22 protein-coding genes are annotated in these 19,748 nt (G+C 63.8%); 10 read left to right on the top strand and 12 right to left on the bottom strand.

Going from position 1 to position 19,748, the window contains the following annotated elements; genetic code table 11:
- The first annotated feature begins 34 nt into the window (after nucleotides 1-34).
- The 7 genes from pmtA (at nucleotide 35) to BPNPMPFG_RS22850 (ending at nucleotide 4,208) form a co-directional block, all read left to right on the top strand.
- On the top strand, nucleotides 35-640 hold the full coding sequence (gene pmtA / locus BPNPMPFG_RS22880; RefSeq protein WP_258590915.1) for a phospholipid N-methyltransferase PmtA: 606 nt from the start codon (nucleotides 35-37) through the stop codon (nucleotides 638-640).
- A gap of 444 nt (nucleotides 641-1,084) precedes the next feature.
- A complete protein-coding gene (locus BPNPMPFG_RS22875; protein WP_258590914.1) occupies nucleotides 1,085-1,681 on the top strand; it encodes an NADPH-dependent FMN reductase in 597 nt (198 codons plus the stop codon).
- Between the two features lie 11 nt (nucleotides 1,682-1,692).
- Nucleotides 1,693-2,409, top strand: coding sequence for an orotidine-5'-phosphate decarboxylase (pyrF, locus tag BPNPMPFG_RS22870; RefSeq protein ID WP_258596873.1), 717 nt, complete (start codon nucleotides 1,693-1,695; stop codon nucleotides 2,407-2,409).
- A 31-nt stretch (nucleotides 2,410-2,440) separates the two neighbouring features.
- The gene (locus tag BPNPMPFG_RS22865) at nucleotides 2,441-2,728 is read left to right on the top strand and encodes a DUF1330 domain-containing protein (protein WP_258590913.1); all 288 of its coding nucleotides are present in this window, start codon (nucleotides 2,441-2,443) and stop codon (nucleotides 2,726-2,728) included.
- Nucleotides 2,729-2,966: 238 nt separating this feature from the next.
- Nucleotides 2,967-3,287, top strand: coding sequence for an ArsR/SmtB family transcription factor (locus tag BPNPMPFG_RS22860; RefSeq protein WP_258590912.1), 321 nt, complete (start codon nucleotides 2,967-2,969; stop codon nucleotides 3,285-3,287).
- Nucleotides 3,284-3,748: an SRPBCC family protein gene (locus BPNPMPFG_RS22855; RefSeq protein ID WP_258590911.1), complete on the top strand. Its 465-nt coding sequence runs from the start codon at nucleotides 3,284-3,286 to the stop codon at nucleotides 3,746-3,748. The genes BPNPMPFG_RS22860 and BPNPMPFG_RS22855 overlap by 4 nt, the downstream gene beginning before the upstream one ends.
- Before the next feature lie 43 nt (nucleotides 3,749-3,791).
- Nucleotides 3,792-4,208: a GFA family protein gene (locus BPNPMPFG_RS22850; protein WP_258590910.1), complete on the top strand. Its 417-nt coding sequence runs from the start codon at nucleotides 3,792-3,794 to the stop codon at nucleotides 4,206-4,208.
- Nucleotides 4,209-4,234: 26 nt separating this feature from the next.
- Here the strand turns inward: BPNPMPFG_RS22850 and BPNPMPFG_RS22845 are convergent, their stop codons facing one another.
- The 11 genes from BPNPMPFG_RS22845 to BPNPMPFG_RS22795 all read right to left on the bottom strand — a co-directional run bounded on the left by BPNPMPFG_RS22845 (nucleotide 4,235) and on the right by BPNPMPFG_RS22795 (nucleotide 16,703).
- On the bottom strand, nucleotides 4,235-5,503 hold the full coding sequence (locus tag BPNPMPFG_RS22845) for a low temperature requirement protein A (protein ID WP_258590909.1): 1,269 nt from the start codon (nucleotides 5,501-5,503) through the stop codon (nucleotides 4,235-4,237).
- A 255-nt stretch (nucleotides 5,504-5,758) separates the two neighbouring features.
- Nucleotides 5,759-6,703, bottom strand: coding sequence for an IS110 family RNA-guided transposase (locus BPNPMPFG_RS22840; RefSeq protein ID WP_258590634.1), 945 nt, complete (start codon nucleotides 6,701-6,703; stop codon nucleotides 5,759-5,761).
- A 250-nt stretch (nucleotides 6,704-6,953) separates the two neighbouring features.
- Complete coding sequence (locus BPNPMPFG_RS22835) at nucleotides 6,954-8,027, bottom strand: D-alanine--D-alanine ligase family protein (protein ID WP_258590908.1); 1,074 nt, start codon at nucleotides 8,025-8,027, stop codon at nucleotides 6,954-6,956.
- Nucleotides 8,028-8,142: 115 nt separating this feature from the next.
- On the bottom strand, nucleotides 8,143-9,024 hold the full coding sequence (locus tag BPNPMPFG_RS22830) for an SMP-30/gluconolactonase/LRE family protein (RefSeq protein WP_258590907.1): 882 nt from the start codon (nucleotides 9,022-9,024) through the stop codon (nucleotides 8,143-8,145).
- Nucleotides 9,024-9,662, bottom strand: a complete 639-nt coding sequence (locus tag BPNPMPFG_RS22825; RefSeq protein ID WP_258590906.1) for a 2-dehydro-3-deoxy-6-phosphogalactonate aldolase — start codon at nucleotides 9,660-9,662, stop codon at nucleotides 9,024-9,026. Before BPNPMPFG_RS22825 ends, BPNPMPFG_RS22830 begins: the two co-directional genes overlap by 1 nt.
- Entirely contained in the window at nucleotides 9,659-10,618 is a 960-nt protein-coding gene (locus tag BPNPMPFG_RS22820; protein ID WP_258590905.1) for a 2-dehydro-3-deoxygalactonokinase, read from the bottom strand. Before BPNPMPFG_RS22820 ends, BPNPMPFG_RS22825 begins: the two co-directional genes overlap by 4 nt.
- A complete protein-coding gene (locus BPNPMPFG_RS22815; RefSeq protein ID WP_258590904.1) occupies nucleotides 10,615-11,382 on the bottom strand; it encodes an SDR family NAD(P)-dependent oxidoreductase in 768 nt (255 codons plus the stop codon). Before BPNPMPFG_RS22815 ends, BPNPMPFG_RS22820 begins: the two co-directional genes overlap by 4 nt.
- 165 nt (nucleotides 11,383-11,547) lie before the next feature.
- Complete coding sequence (locus BPNPMPFG_RS22810) at nucleotides 11,548-12,897, bottom strand: putative bifunctional diguanylate cyclase/phosphodiesterase (protein ID WP_258590903.1); 1,350 nt, start codon at nucleotides 12,895-12,897, stop codon at nucleotides 11,548-11,550.
- 153 nt (nucleotides 12,898-13,050) lie between these two features.
- On the bottom strand, nucleotides 13,051-14,880 hold the full coding sequence (locus BPNPMPFG_RS22805) for a GtrA family protein (RefSeq protein ID WP_258590902.1): 1,830 nt from the start codon (nucleotides 14,878-14,880) through the stop codon (nucleotides 13,051-13,053).
- A gap of 141 nt (nucleotides 14,881-15,021) precedes the next feature.
- Nucleotides 15,022-15,420: a GtrA family protein gene (locus BPNPMPFG_RS22800; RefSeq protein WP_258590901.1), complete on the bottom strand. Its 399-nt coding sequence runs from the start codon at nucleotides 15,418-15,420 to the stop codon at nucleotides 15,022-15,024.
- A complete protein-coding gene (locus BPNPMPFG_RS22795; RefSeq protein ID WP_258590900.1) occupies nucleotides 15,417-16,703 on the bottom strand; it encodes a glycosyltransferase family 2 protein in 1,287 nt (428 codons plus the stop codon). Before BPNPMPFG_RS22795 ends, BPNPMPFG_RS22800 begins: the two co-directional genes overlap by 4 nt.
- A gap of 250 nt (nucleotides 16,704-16,953) precedes the next feature.
- Between BPNPMPFG_RS22795 and gshB the strand changes: the two genes are divergently transcribed.
- The 3 genes from gshB (at nucleotide 16,954) to BPNPMPFG_RS22780 (ending at nucleotide 19,009) form a co-directional block, all read left to right on the top strand.
- Nucleotides 16,954-17,898 (top strand): glutathione synthase, encoded by a 945-nt coding sequence (gene gshB / locus BPNPMPFG_RS22790; RefSeq protein ID WP_258590899.1) that lies wholly within the window; start codon nucleotides 16,954-16,956, stop codon nucleotides 17,896-17,898.
- Between the two features lie 184 nt (nucleotides 17,899-18,082).
- On the top strand, nucleotides 18,083-18,286 hold the full coding sequence (locus BPNPMPFG_RS22785) for a hypothetical protein (RefSeq protein WP_258590898.1): 204 nt from the start codon (nucleotides 18,083-18,085) through the stop codon (nucleotides 18,284-18,286).
- A 534-nt stretch (nucleotides 18,287-18,820) separates the two neighbouring features.
- Nucleotides 18,821-19,009, top strand: a complete 189-nt coding sequence (locus BPNPMPFG_RS22780) for a hypothetical protein (protein WP_258590897.1) — start codon at nucleotides 18,821-18,823, stop codon at nucleotides 19,007-19,009.
- Between the two features lie 287 nt (nucleotides 19,010-19,296).
- Here the strand turns inward: BPNPMPFG_RS22780 and BPNPMPFG_RS43210 are convergent, their stop codons facing one another.
- Nucleotides 19,297-19,527, bottom strand: coding sequence for a DUF1496 domain-containing protein (locus tag BPNPMPFG_RS43210; protein WP_413776883.1), 231 nt, complete (start codon nucleotides 19,525-19,527; stop codon nucleotides 19,297-19,299).
- Between the last annotated feature and the right edge of the window lie 221 nt (nucleotides 19,528-19,748).

Raw genomic sequence — 19,748 nt, 5'->3', positions numbered from 1 at the left:
AAGTAACTTGCGGAGAGCACTGAGGAGAGCTTGCATGACACGTGGTCCCGGACTGCGGAAGGCGCTTGCCGAAAAGTTCGACGACGAGCTCAAATTCTTCAAGGGCTGGATCGACAAGCCGAAGACCGTCGGCTCGATCGTGCCGACCAGTTCGATCACCGCCCGCAAGATGGCCTCGATCGTCAATCCGAAATCCGGCCTGCCGGTGCTCGAAGTCGGTCCCGGCACCGGCGTCATCACGCGCGCCATCCTGGCGCTGGGCGTGCGGCCCGAAAACCTCTACGCGGTCGAATACAACACCGATTTCGTCCGCCACCTGCGGCAGCTTTATCCCGGTGTCAACGTCATCGAAGGCGATGCCTTCAACCTCAACGCCACGCTTGGCGAGAAGCGCGGCATGATCTTCGATTCCGTCGTTTCCGGCGTGCCGCTGCTCAATTTTCCGGTCGCCCAGCGCATCGCCTACATCGAGAGCCTCCTCGACCGCATCCCGGCCGGACGGCCGATCGTGCAGCTGACCTATGGGCCGATGTCGCCGATCCCGCCGGGCCGTGGCGACTACACGGTCAAGCATTTCGATTTCATCTTGCGCAACATCCCGCCGACGCAGCTGTGGATCTACCGGCGCGAAGCACATTAGTTCCTCCGCGCAGAAATGTTCGCGGATCGCTAGCGTTGACCGTATACCTTGACGAATAGCGAAAACGTCCGCCGCTTCGTCATCCACGGGCGAAGCAAGGAGTGTAGCGACGCAGCGCAGACCCGAGGATCCATGCCGCGGCTTCCGGGCGCCGCTGCGGTGCAGAAGTTCTGCTTCGCTGCTACTCGATCGGGGTGCGGCATGGATCCCAGGGTCTCCGCGACGGAGCTTCGCTCCTGCTTCGCCCTGGGATGACGAAGTTGGGAGGCCCCGGCCAATCCCGGAACGGTCCACCCAAGGACGTTTGAAATCCTGGCTGCCGACGGGTCGTCAACCTCTTTACAGCGCTACTCCTATGCCTTCCAGAAATCGGTTTCGATTTTTGGGCCGGTGCGTTGATTTGAGCGGCCTCTGGCTGTACCTGTCCGGGAACAAGGGTGGCCAATGGCAGTGATCCCGAAAATCCTCGTCTTCGCCGGCTCGGTGCGCAGTGGCGCCTATAGCGGCAGGACCGCCGACGTGGCGCAAAAGGAACTTGCCATGCAAGGCGCCGAGGTGACCCGCATCTCGCTTGCCGATTATCCCCTGCCGATCCTCGACGAGGACCTGGAAAAGGAAAGGGGCGTTCCCGAACACGCCCTCAAACTCGGCCGCCTGATCATTGCCCATGACGGACTGCTGATCGCCACGCCCGAGTATAACGGCTCCATTCCGCCACTGCTCAAGAACACGATCGACTGGGTGAGCCGGGTACGCAAGGATGGCAGCAGGCCGGTCCGGCCGCTTGCCGGCAAGGTCGTTGGGCTCTGCTCGTCCTCCAACGGGCACTTTGCCGGCATCCGCTGCATCAACCATCTGCGCGCCGTGCTGGTGCGTTGCCAGATGGAGGTGGTGACGCCGGAATGTTCGGTGCCCGAGGGCGGCAACGCCTTCGACGAGGCCGGCAATTTCCGTGACGAAAGACTGCACAAATCGATGGAGCACCTATGCCGAACGCTGATCGAAACCTCGCGCATGCTGTCGACCCGGATCGAGATGTGATTGCCGGAACCATGCAGGTCCAATCGATGCAGGCCAAATCGATGCAGGAAAGACTGATCGTCGGCCTCGACGTGCCGACCGTGCGGGAAGCCGAGCAGGCGGTGCGCGAACTCGACGGCGTCGTCTCCTTCTACAAGATCGGCTATCAGCTGGCCTTCGCCGGGGGATTGGACTTCGCCAGGGAACTGGCCAGCGGCGGCGGGACAAAGATCTTCCTTGACATGAAGCTGCTCGATATCGACCACACGGTGGCCAAGGGCGTCGAGAACATCGTCAAGATGGGCGTGACCATGCTGACCATCCATGCCTATCCCAAGGCGATGCGGGCGGCGGTGGAAGCGGCCAGGGGCAGCGAGCTTTGCCTGCTTGCCGTCAGTGTGCTGACCTCGATGGACGAGCAGGACATGATTGACGTCGGCTATGAGTATGACCCGCATACGCTGGTGCTGCGGCGCTCGGAACAGGCGCTGCATGCCGGCATGGGCGGCATCGTCTGCTCGGCCGCGGAAGCCGAAGCGGTGCGCCGCATCGTCGGGCCCGACATGGCGGTGGTGACGCCAGGCATCCGGCCGGCGGGCAGCGACCATGGCGACCAGAAGCGCGTGGTGACGCCGGCACAAGCGATCCGCAACGGCGCCAGCCATCTCGTCGTTGGCCGGCCGATCATTGCCGCGGCCAACAAACGAGAAGCGGCCGAAGCGATCCTGACCGAAATGCGCTCTGCCTGAGGTTTTTCAAGAACAAGTTCGGAGGAAAGAAATGCCCAAGGGATACTGGATCGCCCGCGTCGATGTGCGCGACGCCGAAGGCTACAAGGAGTATGTCGCCGCCTCGAAACTGGCCTTCGACCGCTTCGGCGCGAAATTCCTGGCGCGCGGCGGTGCGCATGAAATGGCCGAGGGTGTCGGGCGCGCGCGCAACGTCATTATCGAGTTCGAATCGCTTGCCACGGCGCATGACTGCTACCACTCGCCGGAATACCAGCGCGCGGTCGCCATCCGCCAGAAGGTCGCCGACGGCGAGATCGTGCTGGTCGAAGGCATCTGACGTCCATCGAGATCGTCGATCCGAGGCTCGGACGAAGTCCTGGCGGTTCTCTTCCCTTCCGTGGCTTCGCCCTGCCAGGCAGGGAGCCGTTAGACGACGGCCGGCGCACGGCCCATTCAGCAATCGACTGCCAAGCCCTGAATAACCTTCGCCCAAGCGATTGCGGCGGGCTTTGTTGCCAGTTGACATGCAGGCATTTACCTGCATATTATGACTTCACAACGAACGAGTGAGGCCGATGGACGCCGACAAGGTTTTCAAGGCACTGGGCGACCCGACACGCAGAAGGCTGCTCGACCTTCTGTGCGAGAAGAACGGGCAGACGCTCGGCCAGCTTTGCGAAAACCTGGACATGGCGAGGCAATCCGCCACCCAGCACCTCGACCTGCTGGAAGAGGCCAATCTGGTGAGCACGGTCAAGCGCGGCCGGGAAAAACTGCATTTCATCAACCCCGTGCCGCTGCACGAAGTCTACGAGCGGTGGGTGCGGAAATTCGAACGTCAGCGGCTCAGCCTGCTGCACGACCTGAAGCAAGAACTCGAAGGAGAGGACCAATGACCAGAGAGACGACCAGCTTTGTCTACGTCACCTATATCCGCTCGACGCCGCAAAAGGTGTTCGAGGCCATAACCAGGCCCGATATCGCAAAGCGCTACTGGGGCCACGAGAACGTCTCCGACTGGAAGCCGGGATCGAAGTGGGAACATATCCGCGACAATGACGAGCGGACCGTCGAACTCGTCGGCAAGGTCGTCGAGATTTCGCCGCCGACCCGTCTCGTCATGACCTGGGCGAACGCTTCGCAGGCCAACGATCCGTCGCAATACAGCCGGGTGACGTTCGCGATCGAGGAATACGACACAATGGTGCGGCTGACCGTCACCCATGACGAACTCGAAGCCGGCAGCGGCATGGCGAAGGGCATCAGCCAGGGATGGCCGGCGGTGCTGTCCAGCTTGAAATCCTTCCTCGAAACCGGCAGCGGCATCGACATTTCCGCCAAGCCGAAATCAGCCTGATGCCCTGCGATATCATGCAGAGCCAGGCCAGTGGAGAACGACAATGACCAAGCGATACAGCGGCGGCTGCGCATGCGGCGCGATCCGCTATGAAACGAGCGGCGAGCCTATCTTCCAGAACCACTGCCAATGCCTCGATTGCCAGAAGCGCGCAGGCACGGGCCACGGATCCTATCTGACCTTCGGCCGGCGCGCCGATATGGCCATCACCGGCGAGGTGAGCACCTGGCGGATGAAAGGCGACAGCGGCAACGAGAAGGTCCACGCCTTCTGCCCGACCTGCGGAACGCCGGTGTTCCTGACATTCGTCGCCATGCCGGAGCTGATAGCAGTCCACGCGACCAGCCTCGACGACCCCGGCGATTTCGATCCACAGGTGGTCACTTACGCGATCCGCGGCCATGCCTGGGACACGATGGATCCGTCGTTGCAGGCATTCGAGCGAATGCCGCACGGATAGGGTTCCGCTGGGCAACCCGAAACCGGCTAATGTGATGTCGAGTGCTCGTCGCTGGCGAGCGCTTCTGCCTGGTGGCTGTGCCCGAGCATTTCGTAGCCGACGATGGTGACGGCCGGCGCCAGCATCAGGATGATCAGACAAATGGCCATGTCGACGCCGGCAAGTGCCGCGAGGATGGCAAGCGCCACCACCGCAGCGGTGGCGAGCAGCAGCCAGATGTGGAACGGGTCGAAACGCTGAACGAGATAGGTGTAAAGCGCATAGACCGTGCCCAGGAAAATGGCGACGGGAACGGCGGTTGCAAGCAGCGTTTCAAGCGCGCCGATATGCGCCTTGTGCTCGATGAAATAGGCCGCGACATGCAGCCCGGCGCCGGTCGCGACAATTGCCGCGACAATCAGCATCTGCCCATAGCCCCAGATGAATGCGCGATTGCGGTGCGCGTGCAATATCGGCGCGGAGGGCAGCATGTAGTAGACCCACCACATGCCGAAGGTGAGCCCGGTGCCGGCGATGCAGACCAGCGCCGCATCGACGGTCCAGCCCTGCTCCTCGACCACGGCGGACAGGGTCGCCAGCGTGCCGACGACCCCTTCGCCCAGCGCAATGATGGCGAACAGGCTGTAGCGCTCGGCCATATGATGTGCATGCCAGGGCGTGCCACCATCCTTGCGTTCGGCGACCAGCGGCCCCGCCAGTTCGATGAGCCCGAGAATGCCGGCAAGGATGATGCTGGTGCCGACCGGGAAATCCACGACGATCTGCACCACCCAGCCGATCTGGGCGATCGCGATGGCGGTGGCGTAGGTCAGGCAGGCGCGGCGCCGGACGGGGTCCTGCCGGGCAGCGCGCAGCCATTGGAAGATCATCGCCACCCGCATGATGACATAGCCCAGCACCATCACCGAATTGTTGAGGTGCTCGCCGTGCTCGATGGAGGCGAACATGCGCGGCAGGCCGATTGCCAGCACCAGCACGCCGATCATCTGCACCATGGTGACGAGGCGGAAAATCCAGTCGTCGGTGTCATAGGCAGAGGAGAACCAGGAGAAATTGATCCAGGCCCAGCAGATGGCGAAGCTGGCGAAAGCGAAGCCGAGCAGGGCTGCGGTATAGTGGCCATCGGCCAATGCATGGGCGAGCTGGGACGAAGCAAAGCTGAACGCGGTTACGAAGGTCAGGTCGAACAGAAGCTCGAGCGGCGTCGCGGTACGGTGCGCCTCATGCGGATCGCGTCCCCCCATGCGTCTGACATGATGGTGGAGGGTTTCGGGATCGACGGGCGTGGTGGTCATCGTGCGATCTTACCAAGGGTTGCCGACCGACAGTAAAGGCAGAGCGGAATGCGTCAAGGCGCGGAGCCGGGGAAGTCGGCGCCGCCCCTCATTGCCCTGCCGGGCATTTCTCCCCGTATAGTGACGGGGAGAAAGAAGCTGGCCGTAACGCCGGCACCCTTCTTGCAGTAGTGATTGGCGAAATCGTTGGCGACAGTGTCCCTCGCCCCGTTTACGGGGAGAGGATGCCGGCAGGCAGGTGAGCAACTGTGTTTGTCAGGGTCGGGCTGGGTTCCACGGTTCGTTGTTTCGGATCATGGCACTGAGGATGGTCAGTATCTTTCGCGCGACGGCGATGAGAGCGACTTTCGGCGCCTTGCCGTTTGCAATGAGGCGCTGATGGAAAGCCTTGAGCACAGGATTGGAGCGACTGGCGGTGAGTGCTGCCATGTAGACCACCCTGCGCACGTCATGACGGCCACCCCAGATGCTGCGCTTGCCTCGGAAAGTGCCGGTGTCGAAGTCGTAGGGCGCGAGGCCGGCAAGGGCTGCGATCTCTCGTCGCGAGGCCTCACCAATCTCGGGAGCCAGAGCAAGCACGGTGTGGCTGAACACTGGGCCGGCACCGCAGAAGGACTGGATCAGGCGATCCCTGGCCGCGAGCGCTGGCTGGCTGGCGACGAGTTCGGCCATCCGTTTGGCAAGCAGAGCGATATCGAGCTCGATGCGCCGCAGCCGCCGGGTGAACATGCGCTTGACCGTCGGCTCGCGTATCTGCTCGAGCTGGTTGGCGAGGCTGACCTTGTCGTCGCTGAGCTGCCTGCGGGCAACGACCAGATCGGCGAGTTGCTCGGCGATTGGGTCACAGCGCACCGGCCGGGTCGGCAGTTCGGCGGTGTAGCGCGCAATCAGCAGCGCATCGATGCGATCGTTCTTGGCCAGCCGGCCAAGGGCGCGGGCATAGTGGCGCAGCTTGTGCGGATTGACGTTCCTGGCCGGCAGGTTCGCCTTGCGCAGCGCCTTGGCCACACCGCGCTCATAGCCGCCGCTCGGCTCCATGCCGATGGCGCGCACATTGCGACCCGTCAGCCACTTGATCAGCTCGGCCCAGCCGTCCTTGTCGTTGTCGAAACGGGCTCGTTCTAGCGTCTGAAACACCGACACATCGAGCCACCACTTGGCGACGTCAATACCGACGTCCTGAACCGTCTCTTCAGCCATCTCCTCAATCCCTTCCTTGTGTGCGGGGGCTTGCCCCTTGCAACTGTTCGGGTTCACAAAGAAGGCGGTCGGGCCCCAGCTCACCTACGGTTTAGGCCACCTGAGGGGCGACGGGCTCTCGACCGCCGCCACGAACCGGAACATCCACCGGTTCGTGGCACCCTCCATTATGCATATTCCAAACACACAAGGGGCAGCGCCAGCGCCCGGAAAGCCGGAGCCACATGTCGCCAAGCGCGATGATTCCCGCTTAAACGCGATGGTCCTGGCCGACCAGCCGGCTCGCGGCGGTCTCGGCCATGGCGTCGGCAAGCTCGAGGCCCCATTGCTGGCGGCAATAGGCGCGGAAGTCGAAGCAAGGCAGGCCGGGGCAGACCTCGAACTCGATGAGATGGACCGTGTCGTCGGCCTCGACCCTGAGATCGATGGAAAACACGTCGCGCAGGCCAAGACCGCTCATCAGCCGCTCGGCGATCACGCGAATCCTGGCGTCGGCGGCCGGCTGGCTGTCGGCGACCGCAACAAGCTCCGGTTCGGCATAATGTCCTGCCGCCCTCGCTGCCTCGCCGGTGTCGCCGTAGAGCGCCAGGCTGTCCGCCATGGTCTGGAAATCGGCGCCCGAATCGACAAAGGCCACGCCAAGCGCTTCGACCCCGGCACCCGGCATCAGGCCAAGAAAACTGGCACGCACGTTGCGGCCGGCGACATAGGGCTGGACGACGACATCATCGCGATAGGCCGAAAACACGCGCCGGCTAAGCTCCAGTGCATGACCGAGGTCGCCGGTGCGCGAATCCGCCCAGATGCCAATCTTGGCGCCGAGTCGGTTGGGCTTGACGAACCAGCCGGCGGGCGACGCCGGCGGCTCGACCAGCCATTGGCCGTCCCGTGCAAGACCGGCCTGCGGCACCGGCAGGCCGAGCGCGCCAAGCACGGCGCCGGAGCGGAACTTGTCCTGGCAGAGCGCGAACAGCGAATCGTCGGCGCCGATCGCGTTCAGCCCGCCCAGTCTCGCCAAAGCGGGTGCGGCACCACCCCGGAAATAGGCGATGCCGTCGGTCAGCGTCCAGACCAGCGTGGCCGCAGGATCGGCTTTGGCAAGCGCGGCCGCCGCATTATCCAGCTCGACCGGCAGGAAGGCTAGGCCGCGCCGTTCACATGCGGCGGCAAGGGCGTCAAACTCGGAAGCGAGATCGGTTGACTGCGCCAGATAGGACGAGATTTCCGTGGCGCGCGCGGCCGCAAAGCCGTCGGCGACCAGACGGTCGAAGCAGGCCTTTTCCGGCTCATGTACGAGGATCAGTTTTGGTTTTTGGCTCGTCATGAGATGATTCCCGGCGGTACGATCGCCTACCATCGCACGGTGAAAGCAATCGGCTGCCGCGAAACCGACCGGGTCGGACGGTTGCGTGACAACGCAGCCGCCGACCGTTGTTCGATCAGGCGATCAGCACGCGCGGCTCGAAACGGCCGTTGACCTTGATGTCGATCAGAAAGGTCATGCCAGCCTGCGGATCGAGCTGGCGCTGCTTCTCGTCCTTGCCATGCCAGGCGGACGTCACTGCCAGCCGGTCGGCGTTCTTGCCGAGAAAGGCCGGACAGGATGGCTGCATTACCGGCATGGCGACGGACCGCAGCAGCGTGCCGTCGGGTGAATAGGCCTTGACCGTTTTGCCGCCCCAGACGGCATTCCACAGCACACCGTCACGGTCGACGATCGAGCCGTCGACAAAACCCTTGGCCGAACGATGATCGACGAAGACTTTCGGTTCGCCGGCGGGCAGGCCGGTCGCCGGGTCGCAGTCGACCCGCATCAACAGTCCAGTCGAGGTGTCGGTGTAGTAGGCGAGCGCGCCGTCCTCGGAAAAACAGATCGAGTTCGACACGGTGATGTCCGAAAACAGGCGGCGAAGCTCGCCCTTGAAGAACCAGTAGATGGAACCGGCGCCCTTTTGCTCCGTCTTGCCCATCGTGCCCATCCACAGGGCACCACAGGGATGGACGCGGGAATCATCGGAGCGAGTGGCCGGATTGTCGGCCTCGATGGGCGTGTGCAGTGTCATGGTGCCGGTCGCGACATCGCGGACATGAAGGCCGGTCTCGGTGGCGATCAGCTGGCGCCTGTCGTCGATGATGGCGATGGCGCTTGCCATCTGGCCAAGTTCGTGGATTTTCAGCGCGCCACCGGCCACGGGCTTTTCGAGAAGCTGACCGTTGACGATGTCGAACCAGAACAGCGCATCGGTGGCGGGATCGTAGCTCGGCCCTTCGCCGAGCTGGCAGATGTGATCGGAAAAAACCGAAACGATCGCTTCACTCATCATGCTTCTCCGAACGCTGCATCCCAGGCCGCGACGGCGGCATGCGCGCGCACCGCCACCTCGTCGACGCTCATGCCCGGCTTGAACAGGCTGGAGCCGAGACCGAACACCGTCACCCCCACCGCCTTGTAGCCGGCAAAGTCCTTTTCCGAAACGCCGCCGACCGCGCCGACCGGTGTCTGCGCCGGCAGCACCGCCCGGATCGCGGAAATGCCTGCCGCGCCGAGCACGCTGGCCGGAAAGAATTTCAGTGCCGAAGCGCCGAGCCGGATCGCCTGGAAGGCTTCGGTGGGTGTGAACACGCCGGGCATCGTCACCATGCCGTAGTGCATCGCACGCGCCATCACGTCGGCATCGATGTTGGGGCTGACCAGCAGCCGCCCGCCGGCCTTGTGCAAGCCATCGACATCGGCCACCGACAGCACGGTGCCGGCGCCGACCAGTGCCGTTTTCGGAAGCACTTCGACGATCCGGGCGATCGACGAAAACGGCTCCGGGGAATTGAGCGGCACTTCGATCGCCTCGATGCCGGCGTCGAACACCGCCTGGCCGATGGCGATCGCCTCAGTGGACTTCAGGCCACGCAGGATGGCGACCAGGCCGCGCTTGAGCTTCGGAAAAGATGCGGTCTGGTTCATCGGGCAACTCCTGACATGGCGATCATGCCGTTCTCGCGCGCCGCCTCGACGAGACCGGCACGCACCGCCTCGTCGGCATCGACGGTGCGGACCTTCAGCCCGGCAAAGCCGAGCGCCGCACTGTAAAGCGTCCCCAGCGCGCCGGACGCCACCAGCACCACGGGCTCCGCACCGGCGCCATGACGACGGCTGGCCGAGGCGATCTCGCCACCGATCAGCAGGCCCGACAGGCAGGCGGCGGCATCGTCGGGCTTCAGGTCCTGCAACAGGCCGGCGGCGCGGATGGAAAACAGCCGCGAGGTGACATCGCCGCCCTCGGTCAATGCGTTTTCGCACCAGCGGCGGAAGAATGGATTGTCCGAGGTGACCGGCTTGGGGTGTTCGCCGAGCGAATGGCGCAGGATCGAGTGCGCGGCCAGCACCGAGAACAGTTCGCCGGTCGGCCAGGTGCCGAAGCCGGTGACAGTGCCGTCCTCGACCGGCACCCATTTCGAATGGGTGCCGGGCATGCAGACCAGCTGGCGTCCCTTGGCCGGCAGGCCGGCGCCGGCAAGCTGCGTTTCCTCGCCGCGCATCACGTCGGGCGCCTCAGTCAGGCGTTGGGCAAGGCCGGGCACGATGCGGATGTCGCGGTGCTGGCCGGGTACCCGCGCTGCACCTGCCAGGATGGCACCGATCTGCGCCGGAACGGCGACATAGGGCGCCTCGAGCCAGCCCTGGCGCGAGCCGGCCATGCCACAGATGATGACGGGCAGTGCCTCCGGCGCGGCCATGGCCGCCAGATGTCCTTCGAGAATGGTGGAAAAGCCCTTTTGCTGCGCGGTGATCAGGCCGTCATCGCCACGCCGTTCGGCGAGAACCTTGCCGTCCCTGCCGATTAGCCAGACCCGCATGCGGGTCGTGCCCCAGTCGACGGCGGCTACCGCCGGCGCGTTGCTGGCAAACCCTGGGCTCACAGGAAACCTCCATCGACGATCAGCATCTGCGCGGTCAGCATGCGCGAGGCGTCCGAGGCCAGGAACAGCACGGTGCCGACGATGTCATCGGGCTGCATCACCTGCTTGATGCACTGTTTGGCGACATGGGCGGCCAGCGCCTGTTCGGTCACCCAGAGCTCTTTCTGCCGCTCGGTGATCACCCAGCCGGGCGCGACGGCATTGACGCGGATGCCGTCGACGCCGAGCTTGCCGGCCAGCCCCTTGGTGAGACCGAGGATGCCGGCCTTGGCGGCTGTGTAGGCCGGCATGTCGGGGTGATTGATCAGATAGGATGTCGAGGTGAAGTTGATGATCGAGCCGCCGCCGGCCCGCTTCATGCCGGGCGCCACCGCTTGCGCGGTGAAGAAATGCGGCCGCAGGTTGATCGCCTGGTTGTTGTCCCAGAATTCCACCGTCACGTCTTCGACGGCGTGGCGCTCATCGAGGGCCGCATTGTTGACCAGCACGGTGACATCGCCATGCGCCTGCGCCGCGCTCGCGGCGGACGCACGCAGGGCTTCGACGTCGCGCAGGTCGGTCTTGAGATACAGCGGCCGGCGGCCGGACGCCTTCTCGATGCGGTCGGCAAGGGCAATGCTCGGGCCATCGGCGATGTCGATGAAGGCGACATTGGCGCCCTGGCGCACAAAGCCCTCGGTCAGTGCCGCGCCAATTCCGGAGCCGCCGCCGGTGATCAGCACCGAGGCTCCTTCGAGGTCGGCAAAAAGCGCCGATGGCATCATATCTGTTCTCTCCCAGCGTGACCGGCGCGCATCCTAGCCAGACACGTCGTGCGGGCAAGGGCGAAAAGGCGGATTTGCGGGCTTATGTCAGACAAAACGACAATGCGTCGCACCGGTTGCGCGCAGCTGCCGCATCGGCATTGTGGGCAGCGTCGAGATCGCCGGTCAGATCGCCTTGGCGCGCAAGGCGCCGCGGAAGGAATCGCGGAGGTAGCCGAGCGTGGCGTCGGCATCGACCGGCTTGCCGAACAGATAGCCCTGCCCGCCGGCGCAGCCGAACTGGACGAGGCGGTCGGCCTGCGCCTCCTGCTCGATGCCTTCGGCGACCACGTCCATGCCGAGCCCCTCGCACATGGCGAGAATGGCGCGGATGATGTGTTCCGACGGACGGTCGTCGAGAATGGAGGAGACGAAGGCGCGATCGATCTTCAGCTTGTCGAAATGGAATTCACGCAAGCGGCCGAGCGAGGACTGGCCAGTGCCGAAATCGTCAAGCGAGACGCGGATGCCGACACGGCGCAGATCCTCGACGATCTTCTCGGCCGAGGCAGGATCGTTCATCAGGCCGGTCTCGGTGATCTCGATCTCCAGCCGGCGCGGATCGAAGCCGGTGCGGTCGAGGATCGCCAGTATGTGAAGGCCGGTGTTCTGGTCGACGAGCTGCGAGGGCGACAGGTTGAACGACAGGAACAGGTCCTTGGGCCAGCTTCTGGCCGCCTCGGTCGCCTTGCGCAGCACCAGCTGCGACAGCGGGCCGATGATGCCGCGTTCCTCGGCGATGGGGATGAATACCGTTGGCGGCACCGCGCCGAGGTCGCGATCGGTCCAGCGCGCCAGCGTCTCGAAGCCGACGGTGCGGCGCGTGTTGAGATCGACGATGGGCTGGAAATGCGGCTCCACCTCGCCGGCCGAGACGGCACGACGCAGCGCCTGTTCGATGCGGGTGACGCGCTTGGCTGCTTCTTCCATCTCGCGGGTGTAGACGACGACGCGGCCACGACCGGAGCGCTTGGCGTGGTAAAGTGCCGTTTCGGCCTTGTTGATGAGAATTTCGGTGGTCTCGTCGCCCGAATAGAACAGCGAGCAGCCGACCGAGGCCGAAAGCCTGGCGGTGCGTTCACCGACGTCGTAGGGCGCCGAGAGAATTTCGATCAGCATGCGGGATTTTTCGGCGGCCGCCTCCTCGCTGAACACCATCGGGTAGAGGAAGGCGTATTCATCGGCGCCGATGCGGCAGACCGTGGAGTAGCCGTCCATCGAGGCGCGCAGCCGCATGGCGACCTGGATCAGGATGTCGTCGCCGGCCTTGTGGCCGAACAAATCGTTGATCGGCTTGAAGCCGTCCAGGTCGAGGATGCCGACGGTGAACGGCGCCGGGTCTTCGGCACGGTCGCTGATCAGGCGGTCGACCTTGTCGAAAAAGCGGCGATGGTTGCCAAGCCCGGTCAACGGATCGGTGAACGCCAGATCCGTGCTCTCCCTGTTTGCCTGACCGGTGCCAAACGAAGTTTGCATCGGTGTCCCTGTTTTGTGACGTCGGAATTTATTTTTAGACTGGCAGCAAACCCTTTAGGAAACGTATCGCGACATCGATTTTTCGCGGCTAAGTGGGGTCATGTTCAAGAGGGTTGACGCGAGGTGCATAAGCCCTTGTTTTCACGCCAAGCTTCAGCCGTCGGGCCGGACACGATAGAGTTCGAGCGAAGCACCCTTGGTGTCAGCGATTGGCTCCAGCCAAACCGGCACGCCGCCGCGCATCAATTCGGCGAGAAAGCCGTCCGGCGCGGTGAAGGCGAAAAGCTGGCTTTCGGGGTTGCCGCGGCACAGTGCGACGAGGCCGACGCGATGATCCCTGGCGATCGACCTGGCTTGCGCCTCGGAACCGAGTAAGGCGTCGAACGCGAGCAGATTCCCCTCGTTGTTACGGTGGTAGGGTCCGGCAAACACGCGATGTCCAGAATACGCCAGGATCGGCGATCCAAGATTGGAAATGGCGAGCACGGTGGTGTCTTGCAGGCGAGCGAGCGCCGCAAATGTGGCCTTGGCCTCGCAGGACGGGTCGGCGCCAGCGTTCCCGGCGTCCCTGGTGATTTTCGCACCGGTTTCCAGCGCCGCCGATGCCGCCCCGGCGGCGCCTGACCAGATCGAGTTCACCGAGATCAGCCAGGCGGCGGCCATCCGCAGCACGGAGCCGCGCGACGGGCTGGTTTCGGCGCGTCGCCGCCATTTGGCGATCCAGGCCGAAAGCGGGATCACCGCCAAGGCAATCGAGAATGTCGAGCCACGCACTTGCCAGACGCTGACCAGGAACGCCATGACAAGCAGCACGGCGACCAGGCTGTCCTGGCGCCGCCAGCCGCCGCGGTGGAGGCGCAGCGCCAGCAGCACGATCGCCACCAGCGGCGTGGCATAGCGCGCCGCCAGCTCGGACGGATCCCGGGTGGCCAGCCGGAACAGCGATTGCGCCTCGTCGATATTGTCGAGCAACAGCGTCTTCAGGCGCGGATCGAGCTCAGCATAGGGAGAGGCCAGGCATTGCGGGAACAGCAGCAGCAGGACCGCGCCGAGCACGACGCCGAGCAGGCCAAGCGAGATCAGGCGCCGGCCACGCGTGCGGCTTGTCGCTTCGATCGAGGCGATGGCGGCAAGGCCGGTTCCGGCAAGGGCGGCGATGACAAACTGCACCGTCGAGAAGGCATCGCATTGCGCCTGGCCCCAGGCCGAGACCGGGACGGTGGCGATGAAGACAAGCGCCGAGACGCCGGCAAAGCCAAGTCCGAAGTCCCTGGCGATCAGCCTTTCGCCCGATACGTCAAAGGCAAACAGCATCGCCACGCAGACGCCTATGGTGGCGACATAGGGCGCGGTTTCCATGCCGACGGCCAGTGTCAGCGCGGCGCAAAGGCCTGAAAGCAGGGCCGCCGGCCGATGCTCCCGTGCGTCGAGCAGGAAACTCAGGCTGGCGATGGTCAGCATCAGCTGGATATTGTGATGGTCGAGCGCGCCCGGCGCGAAGATGCCGATGAAATACAGTGCGGCCGTGCCGACGACGGTGGCGGGCAACACAGCGCCATCATCGCCGAAGCGGCGCGCGGTGCGAATGACGAAGATCATGGTCAGGCAAAACAGCAGTGCCGGCCACGCCACTTGCGCGACGTTCTCGGCAAGGGTCGTGCTGCCGGTCAGGCTGGATACGGCCAGCACAATGGCGGCGATCGGCGCATCGACCAGCCGCGACCAGTGCATGACGAAGCCGCCTTCCGGACCCATCCGGTACTGATGCAGGTCGAACCAACCCTGGCCGGCCAGAAGGTCGCGCACCTCGACCAGCCGCAGCAGATTGTCGTTGTCGCCGCCGGCATCGGTCAGCGCCGGGAAGCCGGCGAAAGCGTTGACGGCCAGCATGCCCAGCGTGGCAAGCAGCGCCAGCATGAGGTCCGCTCGCCAGGAGGCCCTTGCCCCATTTTCGGACAGCCGCGCGGCATGGGCAGTGGTCATGGGGATGGGCTTTCAGCCTGTGTCGACCGGCGCAGGCTAGCGCCAGTCACTTCATAAAACGTAAAGCGGCGCGCAAAAATCGAGCTTTGTTTTTGTGGATGTCGTTCTCCCAAAACCGGAGCCACTTTTGGGCGACATGCATCAATCGCACGCCCGAAACACCCACAGCGACGACAGAACGTAGCTCACCGCGCTCGTGGCAACCGTCGCCAGCGCCGACATGGCAAGCGCCGACATGCCGAAACGCGCGACCGCCACATGCGACACCAAGCCCGAAAACAGCGCGCATCCGAGCTGCAGCACGAGATAGCGCGGCAAGACCCTGGCATGATCGTGCTGGCCGCCGAATGTCCAGCCGCGCTGCGCGCTGTAGGCAGCAACGAAGGCGATCGCATAGGCGACGACACTGCCGATGAAGGGCGAAACGCCCAGCGACACCAGGAGCCACGACAGAACGAAGAACAGCAATGCGGCGCCGACGCCGACCGTCAGGAACCGGAACAGGCGCGTCTGGACAAAGGCCGGCACTATTTCGCTCATGCGCCGCACGTCGGCAATTGCTTAGCCGGCGATTCATTGCCTGGCGGTTCATTGGCCTGCGGCTCATTGAATTGCCCGGCCTGGCCGGATTTCAGCCGCTTGACCGGTATTTCCAGGACACCGAGCAGAAAGGCCGAGAAAAAGGCCTGGAATGAGATGACGATCAAGCTCAGGCCCAGCACGACGATGCGCGGGATTTCGGAGTCGTTGAGCGGGCCGAAGCCGAGATGCGCCCAGCGCGCCACGGCATAGCCGAAGAACAGCACGCCGCCAGCAAAGCAGATGCCGGCATTGGCGGCGAGCCGGTCCGTGCTGATGGTCCTGGTCAGCCAGTCGGAACGGCGGCTTGGCGGCAGGATGCCGGTTATCTCGGCATAGTAGCGCGAAATGGCGCCGAAAGTGATGAGCTGGACGCCGGTGACGATCATGAAGCAGGCGGCGACGAAGGTGTTGAGGTCGAGCGAAAGATTGTCGATGACGCGCAGCGGCCCGAACACCAGCAGTGCCGCGAACAACAGGCCAAGGCTGGCGAGCACCGTGCCCGGGATGAAGAACATCCAGCGCGGGTTGTAGACCAGCAGGAACTTCAGGTGCCGCCAGCCGTCACGCCAGGTCCTGAGATGCGGCGGCCGGCTGCGGCCGTCGGGCTTGAGCGTGGTCGGCACTTCCTCGATGCGCAGGCCGGCAAGGGCGCCGCGCACCACCATCTCGCTGGCGAATTCCATGCCGGTCGTCTGCAAATCGAGCTTCCTGATGCTTTCGGCGTTGAAGCCGCGCAGGCCGCAGTGGAAATCGCCGGTCTTGATGCGGAAGAACAGGCGGCCGACGAAGCTGAGCACCGGGTTGCCGAGGTAGCGGTGCAGCGGCGGCATGGCGCCGGCCTCGATGCCGCCCTGGAACCGATTGCCCATGACCAGATCGGCGCCGTCGCGCAGCCGCGCGACGAAGGCTTCCAGCGCGCCGAAATCATAGCTGTCGTCGGCATCGCCCATGATGATGAAACGGCCCTTGGCGGCGGCGATGCCGCCGAGCAGGGCCGCGCCATAACCCTTCTGGGCCACCGGCACGACACGGGCGCCGCTGCCCGCGGCAATCGCCTGCGATCCGTCGGTGCTGCCATTGTCTGATATCAGCACCTCGCCGGAGATGCCCGCTGTGTCGAGGAAGGCTTTGGCCTTGCCGATGCAGACGGCCAGCGTCTCGGCCTCGTTGAGGCACGGCATGAGGATGGTGAGTTCGAGCTGTCTGGTCGCGGCGGCGCGGATGGCGGTGACGGCGTTCATGGTCGTTGTTCCATCGAGTGCCCGGCGCTGCGTCGGTTCGGCCAGGTGCATTCGGGGCTTACCGTTGCACGGCAAGGCTTAAGAAAGCGATGACGCGCAGCCTCGCCTTGTCTCCAAATGACCGGCAACGCCAGGGTCTGGCCGAGCTTTGTGACTTGCTGATGCCAATCTTCAAAATGTCGCGATTGGCAGACGGGCAGCGAGCCTGTACAGGCAAAGGCTGTTGCCGACCGACCTGCCGGAGCCCGCCATGAAGCTGAAAATCGCCGTCCAGATGGACCATATCGCCACCGTGTCGATCGCCGGCGACACCTCGTTCGCGCTGTCGCTGGAAGCGCAACGGCGCGGCCATCAGCTGTTCCACTATACGCCCGACCGGCTGTCGCTGCGCGACGGCAAGGTGTTTGCCCGCGTCGAGGAGATGCAGGTGCGCGACGAAAAGGGCAGCCATTACTCGCTCGGCGAAAAGGTGCGCACCGATCTCGCGGAGATGGATGTCGTCCTGCTGCGCCAGGATCCGCCCTTCGACATGAATTACATCACCACGACGCACATCCTCGAGCGCATCCACCCGAAGACGCTGGTGGTCAACGATCCGGCCTGGGTGCGCAACAGCCCCGAAAAGATCTTCGTCACCGAGTTTTCCGACCTGATGCCGGACACGCTGATCACCAAGGATCCGCTCGAAGTCGCCGCCTTCCGCAAGGAGTTCGGCGACATCATCATCAAGCCGCTCTACGGCAATGGCGGCGCCGGCGTCTTCCATCTGCTGGAGGGCGACCGCAACCTTGCCTCGCTCCTGGAAATGTTCGGCCAGATGTTCCGCGAGCCCTATATCGTGCAGCGTTACCTGAAGGATGTGCGCAAGGGCGACAAGCGCATCATCCTGATCGACGGCGAGCCGGTCGGCGCCATCAACCGGGTGCCGGCCGAGCATGATTCCCGCTCCAACATGCATGTCGGCGGCCGCGCCGAAAAGACCGAGCTGACGGAGCGCGAGCGCGAAATCTGCGCCCGCATCGGGCCGGCGCTGAAAGAGCGCGGCTTCATCCTCGTCGGCATCGACGTCATCGGCGACTACATGACCGAGATCAACGTGACGTCGCCGACCGGCGTGCGCGAAGTCAGGCGTTTTGGCGGCGCCGACATCGCCAGCCTGTTCTGGGACGCGGTCGAGGACAAAAGGCGGCCGTAGCCCGGGCTGGGCCAGCCCATACCTGCCCAAGGAGGGCGAACGCGCGGCGGACCTGTTCCGGCCGGCCGGCGCAGCGCCTTCCCTCCCATTTGTCAGGCGCCGGCCTTTCTTTCGCCACCCACACAACGTTTATTGACTTCGCTCGCGCCACAGCGAGCCCCGAGCGGCACAATAAGGAATACCCATGGCTTCTACCGCAGTGTTGGTCTGGTATCTGGTAATCGCCGGCCCGCAAGGTGGCATGGTGGTGTTGCCGAGCACGTTCGACAAGCGCGAACAATGCGCCGCCGCCATCACCGAATACCAAAAGCAGCCGACGCCGGCAGGGTGGTCGGTGCAGTGCGTGCCGAGCGCCTCGCCCTTCGCCGACAATGGCTCTGCCGAGTAGCTTCGCCATTGGAGCCGTGTGGGACCAGTCGTAATCCGGTGGTCGACAGGTGTCGCCGATCTCAGGTTCGCTTCTGTCCTTCCGCGATCGCGCCATAACCCGACCGCCACGAATCGGCCATGTGTGCAGGGCGGCGGACCTGATGGTTCGTCTGGCCGGCGCCTTCCAAAGCCACCCCGCTCCCAACTGGCGCCGGCCAAGTTTTGCTCAGACCAATGCATGTCGCCCAAAAGTGGCCCGGTTTCGGGAGAACGACATGCATGAAAACAAAGACCTAAAGCGCGGCGCCTGAATCCGTTCGAACGCGACGCGCTGTTAAGGTGTGTTGAGATTCAGGTCAGGCCGAGTCGAAAACGATGGCTTTCGAGAACCGGAGCGGAGCGGACATTCGGGTCCGTGAACCCCGGAAGCGCAGAAAGCCGTCGTTTGCATCACCTGAATATCAACACACCTTAGATTGTCTCGCAGCTGTAGACCCACACCGCGCCAGGGCGCATAGTTCGCGCAAGAAGCCGCTGCCGGAGCGTCGCAACGATGGCCTACACCGTGATCTGGTATGGGAAACAGGGTATCTTTGAAAAGACGTCCTTCGATGCGGAGAAAGCCGCGCGGGAACACGCACTGGAGACATTTGCCGATCGAAAGCTGCGTGATGGCATTGTCGCGGTGGAAGTTCGAAAGGACGACGGCACCGTTGTTTTCAGCCAAGCAGGGGGAAACTAGTGCTTCTTCGGGGTGGCCGATCTCCGCAAGCGACCTATTCTCTGCCTACCGGGCCGCAGGTACGCCTCACGGGCAGCATTGACAGGATTGTTCACCCTAACGTTTGAACCTAACGTTTGAACGAGGAACCTCATGGAAATATCGTCTGCACAACCGATCGTCACGGAGCCATCCAATTCAGCAGACCAGCACCAGGCGCTTGATGCGGGCCTCTGTTGCGTGACTAGGCCACCGACAGCTCCACGGAAAAAATTCCTCGCTAACCTCTCCCGTGCGAGTCGCAGCGATTAGCTCGGGGATGGCGGGCTGTCTTCCGTGCAATCAGCGGCACCTAGCGCCCAAGTAGCCAGATTACCACTGGTATTCGTACACTCAAGATGGTGATGTGTTTCACAAATTACTGCACCTGCAGTGTATATTCTATTGTTATATATGCAATAAGTTATCAATTTGTCATCAGGGACCGTGAACGGCTGGTTTTGTGTTGGCTTACAGGCTTGCCCTCCAAGGGCCGTCATGGCGATACATGCTGCAAGCACCACCCTTTTCATGATGTCCTCCCATTCATCTGGCTACCATCAAACAATGGACACAACTTGCGGTCATCGGCCGAACAGATGAAAACGCCGCCTCCGGTGAGGAGGCAGTGGTCATGGAAGGCCCCATATTGAAGCGCTTCGGCGGCGCGGACATCGCCAGCCTGTTCTGGGACGCAGTCGAGGACAAAAGGCGGACGTAA

It is taken from the genome of Mesorhizobium sp. AR07 (assembly GCF_024746815.1).
Taxonomy (GTDB): Bacteria; Pseudomonadota; Alphaproteobacteria; order Rhizobiales; family Rhizobiaceae; genus Mesorhizobium.
Note: the sequence above shows the minus strand (reverse complement) of the source record. Positions and strands in the feature narration are given on the sequence as shown.

Coding starts and splice junctions, on each gene's coding strand:
- BPNPMPFG_RS22865 (WP_258590913.1), top strand. CDS start 2,441: ATGCCCAAGGGATACTGGATCGCCCGCGTCGATGTGCGCGACGCCGAA.
- pyrF (WP_258596873.1), top strand. CDS start 1,693: ATGCAGGTCCAATCGATGCAGGCCAAATCGATGCAGGAAAGACTGATC.
- BPNPMPFG_RS22875 (WP_258590914.1), top strand. CDS start 1,085: ATGGCAGTGATCCCGAAAATCCTCGTCTTCGCCGGCTCGGTGCGCAGT.
- BPNPMPFG_RS22785 (WP_258590898.1), top strand. CDS start 18,083: ATGGCTTCTACCGCAGTGTTGGTCTGGTATCTGGTAATCGCCGGCCCG.
- BPNPMPFG_RS22840 (WP_258590634.1), bottom strand. CDS start 6,703: ATGGCTGAAGAGACGGTTCAGGACGTCGGTATTGACGTCGCCAAGTGG.
- pmtA (WP_258590915.1), top strand. CDS start 35: ATGACACGTGGTCCCGGACTGCGGAAGGCGCTTGCCGAAAAGTTCGAC.
- BPNPMPFG_RS22845 (WP_258590909.1), bottom strand. CDS start 5,503: ATGACCACCACGCCCGTCGATCCCGAAACCCTCCACCATCATGTCAGA.
- BPNPMPFG_RS22810 (WP_258590903.1), bottom strand. CDS start 12,897: ATGCAAACTTCGTTTGGCACCGGTCAGGCAAACAGGGAGAGCACGGAT.
- BPNPMPFG_RS22800 (WP_258590901.1), bottom strand. CDS start 15,420: ATGAGCGAAATAGTGCCGGCCTTTGTCCAGACGCGCCTGTTCCGGTTC.
- BPNPMPFG_RS22815 (WP_258590904.1), bottom strand. CDS start 11,382: ATGATGCCATCGGCGCTTTTTGCCGACCTCGAAGGAGCCTCGGTGCTG.
- BPNPMPFG_RS22850 (WP_258590910.1), top strand. CDS start 3,792: ATGACCAAGCGATACAGCGGCGGCTGCGCATGCGGCGCGATCCGCTAT.
- BPNPMPFG_RS43210 (WP_413776883.1), bottom strand. CDS start 19,527: ATGACGGCCCTTGGAGGGCAAGCCTGTAAGCCAACACAAAACCAGCCG.
- BPNPMPFG_RS22825 (WP_258590906.1), bottom strand. CDS start 9,662: ATGAACCAGACCGCATCTTTTCCGAAGCTCAAGCGCGGCCTGGTCGCC.
- BPNPMPFG_RS22855 (WP_258590911.1), top strand. CDS start 3,284: ATGACCAGAGAGACGACCAGCTTTGTCTACGTCACCTATATCCGCTCG.
- gshB (WP_258590899.1), top strand. CDS start 16,954: ATGAAGCTGAAAATCGCCGTCCAGATGGACCATATCGCCACCGTGTCG.
- BPNPMPFG_RS22830 (WP_258590907.1), bottom strand. CDS start 9,024: ATGAGTGAAGCGATCGTTTCGGTTTTTTCCGATCACATCTGCCAGCTC.
- BPNPMPFG_RS22860 (WP_258590912.1), top strand. CDS start 2,967: ATGGACGCCGACAAGGTTTTCAAGGCACTGGGCGACCCGACACGCAGA.
- BPNPMPFG_RS22835 (WP_258590908.1), bottom strand. CDS start 8,027: ATGACGAGCCAAAAACCAAAACTGATCCTCGTACATGAGCCGGAAAAG.
- BPNPMPFG_RS22780 (WP_258590897.1), top strand. CDS start 18,821: ATGGCCTACACCGTGATCTGGTATGGGAAACAGGGTATCTTTGAAAAG.
- BPNPMPFG_RS22805 (WP_258590902.1), bottom strand. CDS start 14,880: ATGACCACTGCCCATGCCGCGCGGCTGTCCGAAAATGGGGCAAGGGCC.
- BPNPMPFG_RS22795 (WP_258590900.1), bottom strand. CDS start 16,703: ATGAACGCCGTCACCGCCATCCGCGCCGCCGCGACCAGACAGCTCGAA.